Genomic DNA, 14,125 nt, shown 5'->3' on the forward strand with positions numbered 1-14,125 from the left:
GATCGACGCATGGGTAACGACATCCTCGCCGAATTGGATTGGCGCGGCCTGATCGCGCAGTCGACGGATCGAGAGGCGCTGGCAGCGGACCTCGCCGGCGGTCCGCTGACCCTCTACTCGGGCTTCGACCCGACGGCGCCGAGCCTGCACGCCGGACACCTCGTTCCGCTGCTGGTGTTGCGTCGATTCCAGCAGGCCGGCCACCGTCCGATTGTCCTCGCCGGCGGCGCCACCGGCATGATCGGCGACCCGCGCGAGACCGGCGAGCGGACGCTGAACACCGCGGACACCGTCGCCGACTGGGCGTCGCGCATCCGGGGCCAGCTCGAGCGGTTCGTCGAATTCGACGAGTCGCCCACCGGCGCCGTAGTCCAGAACAACCTCACCTGGACAAGTGAGCTGTCGGCCATCGAGTTCCTCCGCGACGTCGGCAAGTACTTCTCGGTCAACGTGATGCTCGACCGCGACACCGTGCGCCGTCGACTCGAGGGTGATGGCATGTCCTACACCGAGTTCAGCTACATGCTGCTGCAGTCCAACGACTACGTGGAGTTGCATCGACGGTTCGGCTGCGCCCTCCAGATCGGTGGATCCGACCAGTGGGGGAACATCGTCGCCGGCGCACGGTTGGTGCGCCAGAAGGCGGGCGCGACCGTCCACGCGATGACGACACCGCTGGTCACGGACTCCGAGGGCAGGAAGTTCGGCAAGTCGACCGGCGGTGGGAACCTCTGGCTGGATCCGGAGATGACGAGCCCGTACGCCTGGTACCAGTACTTCGTGAACACCGCGGACGCCGACGTGGTGCCCTACCTGAAGTGGTTCACGTTCCTCTCCCGCGAAGAGGTGGACGACCTCGACGAGGCGACCCGGGCGCGGCCACACGAACGCGCGGGTCAGCGTCGACTCGCTCGCGAGCTGACCACGCTGGTGCACGGACAAGCGGCGACCGACGCCGTGGAGCTGGCGAGCCAGGCGCTGTTCGGGCGAGGGGAACTCACCGACCTCGACGAGTCGACGCTGGGCGCAGCGCTGCGGGAGGCCGGCAACGCCCAGGTCGCCGAGCTGGCGCCGGGTGGGGACGATGCGATCACCGACCTGTTGGTGGCCACCGGACTCTCCGCGAGCAGGGGAGCGGCGCGACGGACCGTCGCCGAGGGCGGCGTCTACGTCAACAACACGAGGATCGAGAGCGACGAGTGGACGCCGGCCGATGCCGACTTCCTGCACGGCTCCTGGCTCGTGGTGCGGCGTGGCAAGCGGAACATCGCGGGCGTCCGACGCGTTGACTAGGGACAACGGCGAGGAAAAGTACGTCTCACCAGCGGATTTGACTCCGTGTTTCCACTGACGTAACTTATTCCAAGTCGCCGCGACACGGACTTCGGACCGGGGAGCGCGGCAGACTCCCAGAGGGAAACCCGCACTTCGGTGAGGGTCCTCATCCGCCCGCAGTACGATTCAGCGGCTTTTCGCCGCGGGGTTTGTGCGCGGTCGGAGCGGGTGTGTTGTTTGAGAACTCAATAGTGTGTTTGGTGGTTTTTGTTTGTTGTTTGGTCATGCCCTTTTTTTCCCGTTTAGGGGTGTGATGTTTTTGGGATGCCAGTTTTGGTGTTCTGGTTTTGTGATCGGATTTTTCTGATTCGGATGCACCTGATCTTCGGGTTGGGTTGTTTTTGTTTGGAGAGTTTGATTCTGGCTCAGGACGAACGCTGGCGGCGTGCTTAACACATGCAAGTCGAACGGAAAGGCCCTTCGGGGTACTCGAGTGGCGAACGGGTGAGTAACACGTGGGTGATCTGCCCTGCACTTTGGGATAAGCCTGGGAAACTGGGTCTAATACCGAATACACCTCATTGACTGCATGGTTGGTGGGGGAAAGCTTTTGCGGTGTGGGATGGGCCCGCGGCCTATCAGCTTGTTGGTGAGGTTACGGCTCACCAAGGCGACGACGGGTAGCCGGCCTGAGAGGGTGACCGGCCACACTGGGACTGAGATACGGCCCAGACTCCTACGGGAGGCAGCAGTGGGGAATATTGCACAATGGGCGCAAGCCTGATGCAGCGACGCCGCGTGGGGGATGACGGCCTTCGGGTTGTAAACTCCTTTCAGCACAGACGAAGCGCAAGTGACGGTATGTGCAGAAGAAGGACCGGCCAACTACGTGCCAGCAGCCGCGGTAATACGTAGGGTCCGAGCGTTGTCCGGAATTACTGGGCGTAAAGAGCTCGTAGGTGGTTTGTCGCGTTGTTCGTGAAAACTCACAGCTTAACTGTGGGCGTGCGGGCGATACGGGCAGACTTGAGTACTGCAGGGGAGACTGGAATTCCTGGTGTAGCGGTGGAATGCGCAGATATCAGGAGGAACACCGGTGGCGAAGGCGGGTCTCTGGGCAGTAACTGACGCTGAGGAGCGAAAGCGTGGGGAGCGAACAGGATTAGATACCCTGGTAGTCCACGCCGTAAACGGTGGGTACTAGGTGTGGGTTTCCTTCCTTGGGATCCGTGCCGTAGCTAACGCATTAAGTACCCCGCCTGGGGAGTACGGCCGCAAGGCTAAAACTCAAAGAAATTGACGGGGGCCCGCACAAGCGGCGGAGCATGTGGATTAATTCGATGCAACGCGAAGAACCTTACCTGGGTTTGACATGCACAGGACGCCGGCAGAGATGTCGGTTCCCTTGTGGCCTGTGTGCAGGTGGTGCATGGCTGTCGTCAGCTCGTGTCGTGAGATGTTGGGTTAAGTCCCGCAACGAGCGCAACCCCTATCTTATGTTGCCAGCGCGTCATGGCGGGGACTCGTAAGAGACTGCCGGGGTCAACTCGGAGGAAGGTGGGGATGACGTCAAGTCATCATGCCCCTTATGTCCAGGGCTTCACACATGCTACAATGGCCGGTACAGAGGGCTGCGAATCCGTAAGGTGGAGCGAATCCCTTCAAAGCCGGTCTCAGTTCGGATCGGGGTCTGCAACTCGACCCCGTGAAGTCGGAGTCGCTAGTAATCGCAGATCAGCAACGCTGCGGTGAATACGTTCCCGGGCCTTGTACACACCGCCCGTCACGTCATGAAAGTCGGTAACACCCGAAGCCGGTGGCCTAACCCCTTGTGGGAGGGAGCCGTCGAAGGTGGGATCGGCGATTGGGACGAAGTCGTAACAAGGTAGCCGTACCGGAAGGTGCGGCTGGATCACCTCCTTTCTAAGGAGCACCACGAGACTCGGTCCCGCCCACATCGTGTGGGGGTTCGGTGCACCGGGCGATTCGTTGGATGGCCTCTCGCCTGTAGTGGGTGGGGGTCTGGTGCACATGGCAGACATGCGGGTACCGGTGGGGAAATGCCGGCCCGCGATGAAATCACTGAACACACTATTGGGCTTTGAGACAACAAGCCCGCGGCGCGTGTACGCCACCCCGAATGCATCGTCCCCAGTGTGGGGAGGGTGTGGGGGTGGGGTCGGGGCGCCGGCTCGCAGGGATGCGGGTGGTTTGGTTGTTGCCCCAGGTTTTGGTGGTGGGGTGTGGTGTTTGATTCGTGGATAGTGGTTGCGAGCATCAAGCTGGCATGCGTGGAGGGGACGTCCGTCTTTCGGGATGGCGCCCCCCGCCTGTGTGGTGGCTTGTTGTGGTGTGATTTTTTCTTTGTTTATGGTTTTGTGCTTTGTAAGTGTTTAAGGGCGCATGGTGGATGCCTTGGCATCAGAGGCCGATGAAGGACGTGGGAGGCTGCGATATGCCTCGGGGAGCTGCCAACCGAGCGTTGATCCGAGGATGTCCGAATGGGGAAACCCAGCACGAGTGATGTCGTGTTACCCGTACCTGAATACATAGGGTGCGGGAGGTAACGCGGGGAAGTGAAACATCTCAGTACCCGTAGGAAGAGAAAACAAAAGTGATTCCGTGAGTAGTGGCGAGCGAAAGCGGAGGATGGCTAAACCGCATGCATGTGATACCGGGTAGGGGTTGTGTGTGCGGGGTTGTGGGACCCATGTTTCCAGTTCTATCCGACTGGAGGGCAGTGAGAAAATGTCGTGGTTAGCGGAAGTGGCTTGGGATGGCCTGCCGTAGACGGTGAGAGCCCGGTACGTGAAAACCCGACGTCTGCCTTGTGTGGTGTTCCCGAGTAGCAGCGGGCCCGTGGAATCTGCTGTGAATCTGCCGGGACCACCCGGTAAGCCTGAATACCTTCTGATGACCGATAGCGGATTAGTACCGTGAGGGAATGGTGAAAAGTACCCCGGGAGGGGAGTGAAATAGTACCTGAAACCGTGCGCCTACAAGCCGTCAGAGCCTTCGATTCGTCGTGGGGTGATGGCGTGCCTTTTGAAGAATGAGCCTGCGAGTCAGGGACATGTCGCGAGGTTAACCCGTGTGGGGTAGCCGCAGCGAAAGCGAGTCTGAATAGGGCGTATCCGCACAAGAGTGTGTGGTGTAGTGGCGTGTTCTGGACCCGAAGCGGAGTGATCTACCCATGGCCAGGGTGAAGCAGCAGTAAGATGTTGTGGAGGCCCGAACCCACTTAGGTTGAAGACTGAGGGGATGAGTTGTGGGTAGGGGTGAAAGGCCAATCAAACTCCGTGATAGCTGGTTCTCCCCGAAATGCATTTAGGTGCAGCGTTGCATGGTCCTTACTGGAGGTAGAGCTACTGGATGGCGGATGGGCCTCACAAGGTTACTGATGTCAGCCAAACTCCGAATGCCGGTAAGTCAACAGTGCGGCAGTGAGACGGCGGGGGATAAGCTCCGTGCGTCGAGAGGGAAACAGCCCAGATCGCCGGCTAAGGCCCCTAAGCGTGTGCTAAGTGGAAAAGGATGTGCAGTCGCGAAGACAACCAGGAGGTTGGCTTAGAAGCAGCCACCCTTGAAAGAGTGCGTAATAGCTCACTGGTCAAGTGATTGTGCGCCGATAATGTAGCGGGGCTCAAGCACACCGCCGAAGCCGCGGCATCCGCAAGGATGGGTAGGGGAGCGTCCTGCACACCGATGAAGCAGCCTAGTGATGGAGCTGTGGAGGGTGTGGGAGTGAGAATGCAGGCATGAGTAGCGATAAGGCAAGTGAGAACCTTGCCCGCCGAAAGACCAAGGGTTCCTGGGCCAGGCCAGTCCTCCCAGGGTGAGTCGGGACCTAAGGCGAGGCCGACAGGCGTAGTCGATGGACAACGGGTTGATATTCCCGTACCCGTGTATGCGCGCCCGTGATGAATCAGCGGTACTAACCGCCCAAAACCACGTTCACCGATCACCTTCGGGTGTGAGGGAACGTGGGGCTGCGCGGGACCTTCGCTGGTAGTAGTCAAGCGATGGGGTGACGCAGGAAGGTAGCCGTACCAGTCAGTGGTAATACTGGGGCAAGCCCGTAGGACGACATCTAGGCAAATCCGGATGTCACATAGTCCGAGAGGTGATGCATAGCCGATTGAGGCGAATTCGGTGATCCTATGCTGCCAAGAAAAGCCTCTAGCGAGTGCAGACACGGCCCGTACCCCAAACCAACACAGGTGGTCAGGTAGAGAATACCAAGGCGTACGAGTGAACTATGGTTAAGGAACTCGGCAAAATACCCCCGTAACTTCGGGAGAAGGGGGACCCCTATACCGTCCATGCCCTAGCGGCGGCCGGCGGGTGGGGGTGGCACAAACCAGTGAGAAGCGACTGTTTACTAAAAACACAGGTCCGTGCGAAGTCGCAAGACGATGTATACGGACTGACGCCTGCCCGGTGCTGGAAGGTTAAGAGGACCGGTTAATGCCCTTCGGGGTGTGAAGCTGAGAATTTAAGCCCCAGTAAACGGCGGTGGTAACTATAACCATCCTAAGGTAGCGAAATTCCTTGTCGGGTAAGTTCCGACCTGCACGAATGGCGTAACGACTTCTCAACTGTCTCAACCATAGACTCGGCGAAATTGCACTACGAGTAAAGATGCTCGTTACGCGCGGCAGGACGAAAAGACCCCGGGACCTTCACTACAACTTGGTATTGGCGCTCGGTACGGTTTGTGTAGGATAGGTGGGAGACTGTGAAACCCGCACGCCAGTGTGGGTGGAGTCATCGTTGAAATACCACTCTGATCGTATTGGGCTTCTAACCTCGAACCGTATATCCGGTTCAGGAACAGTGCCTGGTGGGTAGTTTAACTGGGGCGGTTGCCTCCAAAAAAGTAACGGAGGCGCCCAAAGGTTCCCTCAACCTGGACGGCAATCAGGTGTTGAGTGTAAGTGCACAAGGGAGCTTGACTGCGAGACGTACATGTCGAGCAGGGACGAAAGTCGGGACTAGTGATCCGGCACCCCCGAGTGGAAGGGGTGTCGCTCAACGGATAAAAGGTACCCCGGGGATAACAGGCTGATCTTCCCCAAGAGTCCATATCGACGGGATGGTTTGGCACCTCGATGTCGGCTCGTCGCATCCTGGGGCTGGAGCAGGTCCCAAGGGTTGGGCTGTTCGCCCATTAAAGCGGCACGCGAGCTGGGTTTAGAACGTCGTGAGACAGTTCGGTCTCTATCCGCCGCGCGCGTCAGAAGCTTGAGGAAACCTGTCCCTAGTACGAGAGGACCGGGACGGACGAACCTCTGGTCTACCAGTTGTCCCACCAGGGGCACCGCTGGATAGCTACGTTCGGACAGGATAACCGCTGAAAGCATCTAAGCGGGAAACCCCCTCCAAGACCAGGCTTCTCACCCATTAAGTGGGATAAGGCCCCCCGCAGACCACGGGATTGATAGACCAGACCTAGAAGCCCAGCAATGGGTGCAGGGAACTGGCACTAACCGGCCGAAAACTTACACACAACAACCACCCCCACACGGGGGTTCAAAGAAAACGTGTAAGTCACACCACAACACGCGTACGCAACCACGCATCCACATATGAGTCGAACAGACCACACCCCACCACCAAATAACACCAAAACCATTGGGGCTGACAATAAAATAGAGTTACGGCGGTAATAGCGGCAGGGAAACGCCCGGACCCATCCCGAACCCGGAAGCTAAGCCTACCAGCGCCGATGATACTACCCCTACGGGTGGAAAAGTAGGACACCGCCGAACACACATTAGGAATCACCCCCCCACTTCACTGTGGGGGGGTGATTCTCTTTATCGGGTAAATGGACGAATTGAATTCGACTTGGTGAATTCGACGTCGTATGAATTCGTTCGTCTTCGCTGAACCTTCAGCCAGCCCGTATCCTTTGCGAGACGACGTGTCGAGATCAGGAAGGCGCAACGTGGCCGAGGACAGGCATGGTGGCGGCGATCGCCGATCACAGCGACCATCGACTGGAGGCGGACCCCGCCGGCCGGCACGCAACGGCCAGAACGCACCGCGTTCCTCGGGGCCCGACCGTGCTCGACGCACTCAGCCGCGCGACGACCAGGACTTCGAAAGGTCCGGTCCGCCAATCCCTCCCGAGATCGAGGCCAAACAGCTCGCGCCCGACGTGCGCAGCGAGCTGCTCACACTCGACAAGTCGACCGCCGACTTCGTCGCTCGCCACCTGGTGGCCGCCGGCGACCTCCTCGAGGAAGATCCGGAGGCTGCGCTGGCGCATGCGCAGGCCGCACGGACCCGGGCCGGCCGCATCGCCGCCGTCCGCGAAGCCGTGGGCATCGCCGCCTATCACTACGGTGACTGGTCACAGGCGCTCGCCGAATTCCGTGCCGCCCGCCGGATGGGCAGCAAGTCCGCCCTCCTTCCCCTGATCGCCGACTGCGAGCGCGGCGTCGGCCGCCCGGAGAAGGCCATCGAACTCGGACGCAGTGCCGAGGCGGCCGAACTCACCGGCGACGACGCCGACGAGTTGCGCATCGTCATCGCCGGCGCCCGATCGGATCTCGGTCAGCACGAACAGGCGCTCGCCGCGTTGTCGAGCCCGCCACTTGACCGCACCCGCACCGGACTGACCGCGGCGCGACTGTTCTACGTGTACGCCGAGACGCTGCTGTCGCTCAACCGGACCGCGGATGCGTTGCAGTGGTTCATGAATGCCGCGGCGGCCGATCTCGAAGGCCAGACCGATGCCGAAGAGCGCATCACGGAACTCTCCTGAGGTGAGCACGCTCGCACAGGACCACGACTGTCTCCTCCTCGACCTCGACGGCACGGTGTTCCGGGGGAGTCAGGCCACCGTCGGATCCGTGGCGACCCTCGCGTCGATCGGCGCCCGCACCCTCTACGTCACGAACAACGCCTCCCGCGCGCCCGAGGGCGTCGCCGAGCACCTCCGCGAACTCGGCTTCACCGCGTCCGCCGACGACGTGGTGACGAGCGCGCAGAGCGCAGCCCGACTCCTCGCCGACCAACTCCAGCCCGGCGCCAAGGTGCTCGTCGTCGGAACCGACTCCCTCGCCGCCGAAGTCTCGAACGTGGGCCTGCAGCCGGTCCGGAACTTCGACGACGATCCGGTCGCCGTGGTCCAGGGTCACTCACCCGACACCGGGTGGGCGATCCTCGCCGAGGCCGCGCTCGCCATCCGTGCCGGAGCGCTGTGGGTAGCGGCGAACGTCGACCGCACCCTGCCCTCGGAGCGAGGACTGTTGCCCGGCAACGGATCCATGGTCGGTGCGCTGCGTACCGCCACCGACCGGGATCCGCAGGTGGCGGGCAAGCCCGCGCCGACCCTGCTCCGGGACGCGCTGGCCCGCGGCGACTTCCGGACGCCGCTGGTGGTGGGTGACCGTCTGGACACCGACATCGCGGGCGCCACCGCCGCCGACCTCCCGAGCCTGCTCGTCCTCACCGGCGTGAGCACTGCCGCCGACATGGTGCGTGCCATCCCGGCCGAGCGACCGGACTACGTCGGTGCGGACCTGCGGTCACTCGACGACGACGCGGACGCCCTGCGCGTCGCACCGCATCCCGCGTGGCGGATCGACGTGGATGATGCCTCGGTGACCGTGCACTCGGCCGGTGCGGACGCCGGCGACGAGTTGAGCGTGGTGCGTGCGACCGCACACGCGGTGTGGAACGCGGACCTCGACGGCACGGATTTCACGATCGGCGCGGGTGACCCGACGGCTCGCGATGCCCTGCAGCGGTGGTCGCTGCTGCCGGACCCCGATCGGCTAGCGTGAACGTCGACATGACTACCGAGCCCGACCAGATCCGCCACGAGATCGAGGCGTTGCTCGCAGGCCTGCCCGCACCGGATGCGCCGGACGCCGACGTGAACGTCATCGCAGCCCGTCTCGAGCAGGCCAACGACCTCCTGGTCCGGGCCCTCGAGTCGGTCGAGCACGGCCAGGCGGGCGGCGGCGTCGCCACGTCGACGCACCGCGGGTGACCCGACGTGACGCGGCGTGCCCGGGTTGATGCCGAGCTGGTCAGGCGTGGCCTGGCCCGGTCGCGGCAGCAGGCGGCGGAGTTGATCGGTGCGGGACGGGTCCGCATCGACGGCATGCCCGCCGCCAAGCCCGCGACGGCGGTGTCCCTCGACGCCCGTCTCACGGTGGCCGCCGACGAGCGCACGTGGGTCTCACGGGGCGCACACAAGTTGATCGGCGCACTGGACGCCTTCGGGATCGACGTCACCGGTCGTCGCTGCCTCGATGCCGGCGCGTCCACCGGCGGGTTCACCGAGGTGCTGCTCGACCGGGGGGCGTCCGTGGTGGTGGCCGCCGACGTCGGCTACGGCCAGCTGGCGTGGTCCCTGCGGTCCGACGACAGAGTCCAGGTCCTCGAGCGCACCAACGTGCGTTCGCTCACCCCGGACGCCATCGGTGGACCCGTGGACCTCGTGGTCGCGGACCTGTCGTTCATCTCGCTGGCGACCGTGCTTCCGGCGCTGACGTCGTGCACGTCCGCCGACGCCGATATCGTTCCCATGGTGAAGCCACAGTTCGAGGTCGGGAAGGACCGCGTCGGAGCGGGCGGAGTCGTCAGCGACCCGGAACTGCGGGTGGACGCCGTCACAGCGGTGGCACGGCGGGCGGCCCAACTAGGCTGGCCGGCGGCCGACGTGACGGCCAGCCCGTTGCCGGGACCGTCGGGCAACGTCGAGTACTTCCTCCGGTTGCGGACCCGCACACCGGAGTCACTGGACGGCATCGCACTCGACGACGCCGTCCGTCGCGCCGTCGTGGAGGGCCCACAGTGACCAGCGAACGATGCGTGCTCCTGGTGGTACACACCGGCCGCGACGACGTCTACGAGACGACGCGTCGCGTCGAGAAGGTGCTCGGCGACAACGGCATCGCGCTGCGGGTGCTCGCCGCCGAGTCCGTGGATCGCGGCTCGGCGCAGTCGACGCCCGACGGCGTGCGGGCGCTGGGCGTCGAGATCGAGGTCGTCGACGCCGACGAACGCGCCGCGGAGGGCTGCGAGCTGGTGCTCGTCCTCGGCGGCGACGGCACGTTCCTGCGCGCCGCGGAGTTGGCCCGCAACGTCGAGATCCCGGTGCTCGGAGTGAATCTCGGCAAGGTCGGCTTCCTCGCCGAGGCCGAGGCCGAGGCGATCGACTCCGTGCTCGACCACGTGGTGAAGCGCGACTACAGCGTCGAGGAGCGGATGACGCTCGACGTCGCCGTCCGCGTCAACGGGCAGATCGTGCACCGCGGCTGGGCGCTCAACGAGGCCAGCCTGGAGAAGGGACCCCGGCTCGGGGTGCTGGGCGTGGTGCTCGAGGTCGACGGACGTCCGGTCTCCGAGTTCGGCTGCGACGGCGTGCTGGTGTCCACGCCCACCGGGTCGACGGCCTACGCCTTCTCGGCCGGCGGACCGATCCTGTGGCCCGACATCGAGTCGATCCTGGTGGTGCCCAACAACGCGCACGCGCTGTTCGCCCGTCCCATGGTGACGAGCCCCAACGCGTCGATCGCCATCGAGACCGAGGCGGGGGGATACGACGCGATGGTGTTCTGCGACGGCCGCCGCGAGATGGTCGTGCCGCCGGGTGGACGGCTGGAGGTCCGCCGCTGCGGTACGCCGCTGAAGTGGGTCCGGCTGGACAGCGCGCCCTTCACCGATCGTCTGGTGCGCAAGTTCCGGTTGCCCACCACCGGGTGGCGCGGTCAGTAGTGCTCTCCGAGATCAGGATCGAGGCGCTCGGCGCCATCATCGCGGCCACCGCCGAGTTCGACCGCGGGTTGACGGTGCTCACCGGGGAGACCGGCACCGGCAAGACCATGGTCGTCACCGGTCTGCACCTGCTGGGCGGCGCCCGGGCGGATGCCACCCGGGTGCGGTCGGGCTCCGAGCGGGCCGTCGTCGAGGGCCGGTTCACCACCGATGACCTGGGCCCGCGGGTGGCCACCCGCATCGACGAGGTACTCGACTCGTCGGGTGCCGAACGCGACGACGACGGCAGCATCATCGCGGCGCGGTCGGTCAGCCGTGACGGACCGTCGCGGGCGTACCTCGGTGGCCGCAGCGTGCCCGCGAAGTCGCTGGGCACCTTCACCACCGAGCTGCTGGCGCTGCACGGCCAGAACGATCAGCTCCGGCTGATGCGGCCCGAGGAGCAGCTCGCGGCGCTCGACCGGTTCGTCGACGTGCAGTCGGCGCTCGGGCGCTACCGGGAGGCCCGCAGTCAGTGGCTCGACGCGCGCCGCGACCTGACCGACCGTCGCCAGCGCGCCCGCGAACTGGCTCAGGAAGCCGACCGCCTGCAGTTCGGCCTGAACGAGATCGACACGCTCGCACCGCAACCCGGCGAGGACGACGGACTGGTCGCGGAGATCCGGCGGCTCTCCGAACTGGACGCGCTCCGCGAGGCGGCGTCGGTGGCACGCACCGCGCTGTCGGGTTCGCTCGACGAACCGACGTCTGACGTGTCGTCGGCGGCCGACGGCGTGGGTCACGCGAAGGCGGCGCTGGCCGGCACCGACGACGACGCGCTCCGCACGCTGGCCGACCGGCTGACCGAGGCCATGGCGGTGATCGGCGACGTCTCCACCGAGCTCGGCGACTTCCTGGCCGAACTGCCGAGTGACGCGAGCACGCTGGAGACCAAGCTGAGCCGTCAGGCGGAGCTGCGGACGCTGACCCGCAAGTACGCCCCGGACATCACCGGTGTGCTCGCCTGGGCCGACGACGCGCGCGGCAGGTTGGCCCAGCTCGACGTGTCGGAGGAGGCGCTGGCCTCGCTCGCGTCGCGGGTGGCCGACCTCGAGTCGGCGGTCGTCACCGCCGCGGCGGTCATCACCAAGGCCCGCACCAAGGCCGCCAAGGCGCTCGCGAAGGCCGTCACCGCCGAACTCGCGGGCCTCGCGATGGCGGGCGCCGGCTTCGCGATCACCGTGACCGCGCTGCCCGCCCGGGCCGACGACACCGCACCCCTCGTCCTGCCCGCCGGGGACACCGTCCACGCGGGCCACGACGGCGTCGACGCGGTCGAGTTCGGCTTCACCCCGCACTCTGGGTCCGACGTCCTGCCGCTCGCGAAGAGCGCCTCGGGCGGCGAGCTCTCGCGGGTGATGCTCGCGCTCGAGGTGGTCCTCGCCGCATCGGCGGAGGGCACGACGATGGTGTTCGACGAGGTCGACGCCGGCGTGGGCGGACGGGCCGCCGTGCAGATCGGCCGCCGGCTGGCCCGGCTGGCCAGGACGCACCAGGTGATCGTCGTGACCCACCTGCCGCAGGTGGCGGCCTACGCCGATGCCCACCTGATCGTCGACAGTGCGCGCGGTCGCGGGAAGTCCAGCGAGGTGCGCCGACTCGACGACGACGACCGCGTCGCCGAACTGGCCCGGATGCTGGCCGGTCTCGGGGAGTCCGACAGCGGTCGGGCGCACGCCCGGGAACTCCTCGAGGCAGCCCGTCAGGAGTCACGCCAGGACGCGTGAGCGACCGACGGCGTCACCGGACGGCAGCCGAATCGTGTTGCAGATGTGACGCGATGTAACTCATGTGACTGGTGTTACGGCGCGCCTCCACCTGTAGTTGAGGGTTGGCCGACAGAATCGGCCGCATGAAGATGTCAGCGCTGCTCTCCCGCAACACCGGCGCGCGCCCCGGTGTCACAGGTACCGCCCGCGTCGACCGCGACATCGATCGGCTGCTCCGCCGCGTCGGGCCCGGTGACATCGTGGTGATGGACGCGCTCGACCTCGACCGCATCACCGCAGACGCCCTCGTCGAGGCGCAGGTGGCCGCGGTGGTCAACGCGTCCCCGTCGATCTCCGGCCGCTATCCCAACCTCGGCCCCGAGGTCCTCGTCGCCAACGGCGTGATGCTGATCGACGAGACCGGCCCCGAGGTCTTCAAGAAGATCAAGGACGGCGCCCGCGTCCGGCTGCACAACGGCGGCGTCTACACCGGCGACCGCCGCCTCGCGCTCGGCCACGAACGCACCGACCTCGAGATCCACGACCTCATGGTCGAGGCGAAGACCGGCCTGGTGGCGCACCTCGAGGCGTTCGCCGGCAACACGATCGAGTTCATCCGCAGCGAGAGCCCGCTGCTGATCGACGGCATGGGCATCCCGGACATCGACGTCGACGTCAGCCGCAGGCACGTGGTGGTCGTCGCCGAAGGTGCCTGCGCCGCCGACGATCTGAAGGCGCTCAAGCCGTTCATCAAGGAGTACCAGCCGGTGCTCGTCGGCGTCGGGATCGGCGCCGACGTACTGCGCAAGGCCGGCTACCGGCCCGCGCTCATCGTCGGCGACCCCGACACCATGAGCGTCGAGGTGCTGCGCTCCGGCGCCCAGGTGGTGCTGCCCGCCGACGCGGACGGACACGCCAAGGGCCTCGAGCGCATCCAGGACCTCGGCGTCGGCGCAATGACGTTCCCGGCGGCCGGTTCGGCGGCCGACCTCGCGCTGCTGCTCTGCGACCACCACGGCGCATCGCTGATCGTGACCGCCGGACACAGCGCCAGCATCGAGGAGTTCTTCGATCGCACGCGTCAGCACAGCAACCCGTCGACGTTCCTCACCCGGCTCAAGGTCGGCGAGAAGCTGGTCGACGCCAAGGCCGTCGCCACCCTGTACCGCAGCCGCATCTCGGGCGGCGCGATCGCCCTGCTGGTGCTCGCGATGCTCGTCGCGGTGATCGTGGCGCTGTGGGTCTCCCGCGCGGACGCCGCAGTCCTGCAGTGGGTCTCGGAGTACTGGGACCAGTTCACGCTGTGGGTCCAGGGCTTCGTCACCTAGACCGCGACGACGAGCGCCCGCGTGACGAGACGAATC

8 protein-coding genes and 3 rRNA genes are annotated in these 14,125 nt (G+C 65.1%); all 11 read left to right on the forward strand.

From position 1 onward, the window contains the following. Positions 1–9 precede the first annotated feature (9 nt). The 11 genes from tyrS to steA all read left to right on the forward strand — a co-directional run bounded on the left by tyrS (position 10) and on the right by steA (position 14,089). Positions 10–1,293: a tyrosine--tRNA ligase gene (gene tyrS / locus AC1MEY_RS08860; protein ID WP_480230289.1), complete on the forward strand. Its 1,284-nt coding sequence runs from the start codon at positions 10–12 to the stop codon at positions 1,291–1,293. A 384-nt stretch (positions 1,294–1,677) separates the two neighbouring features. After that, positions 1,678–3,198 (forward strand): 16S ribosomal RNA (locus tag AC1MEY_RS08865). A gap of 460 nt (positions 3,199–3,658) precedes the next feature. After that, positions 3,659–6,784, forward strand: a 23S ribosomal RNA gene (locus AC1MEY_RS08870). A gap of 149 nt (positions 6,785–6,933) precedes the next feature. Then, positions 6,934–7,046 (forward strand): 5S ribosomal RNA (gene rrf / locus AC1MEY_RS08875). The 16S, 23S and 5S rRNA genes sit together here, the layout of an rRNA operon. A gap of 179 nt (positions 7,047–7,225) precedes the next feature. After that, positions 7,226–8,047 (forward strand): proline-rich domain-containing protein, encoded by an 822-nt coding sequence (locus AC1MEY_RS08880; RefSeq protein ID WP_480231379.1) that lies wholly within the window; start codon positions 7,226–7,228, stop codon positions 8,045–8,047. 1 nt (position 8,048) lies between these two features. Next, entirely contained in the window at positions 8,049–9,071 is a 1,023-nt protein-coding gene (locus AC1MEY_RS08885) for an HAD-IIA family hydrolase (protein ID WP_480230290.1), read from the forward strand. A gap of 8 nt (positions 9,072–9,079) precedes the next feature. Next, positions 9,080–9,280: a hypothetical protein gene (locus AC1MEY_RS08890; protein WP_480230291.1), complete on the forward strand. Its 201-nt coding sequence runs from the start codon at positions 9,080–9,082 to the stop codon at positions 9,278–9,280. Positions 9,281–9,286: 6 nt separating this feature from the next. Further along, positions 9,287–10,093: a TlyA family RNA methyltransferase gene (locus AC1MEY_RS08895; RefSeq protein ID WP_480230292.1), complete on the forward strand. Its 807-nt coding sequence runs from the start codon at positions 9,287–9,289 to the stop codon at positions 10,091–10,093. Further along, positions 10,090–11,013 (forward strand): NAD kinase, encoded by a 924-nt coding sequence (locus AC1MEY_RS08900; protein WP_480230293.1) that lies wholly within the window; start codon positions 10,090–10,092, stop codon positions 11,011–11,013. Before AC1MEY_RS08895 ends, AC1MEY_RS08900 begins: the two co-directional genes overlap by 4 nt. Further along, positions 11,013–12,779, forward strand: coding sequence for a DNA repair protein RecN (gene recN, locus AC1MEY_RS08905; RefSeq protein WP_480231380.1), 1,767 nt, complete (start codon positions 11,013–11,015; stop codon positions 12,777–12,779). Before AC1MEY_RS08900 ends, recN begins: the two co-directional genes overlap by 1 nt. 125 nt (positions 12,780–12,904) lie before the next feature. Then, positions 12,905–14,089, forward strand: coding sequence for a putative cytokinetic ring protein SteA (gene steA, locus AC1MEY_RS08910; protein WP_480230294.1), 1,185 nt, complete (start codon positions 12,905–12,907; stop codon positions 14,087–14,089). Positions 14,090–14,125: the final 36 nt, after the last annotated feature.

This window comes from Mycobacterium sp. PTI7, from assembly GCF_056679845.1.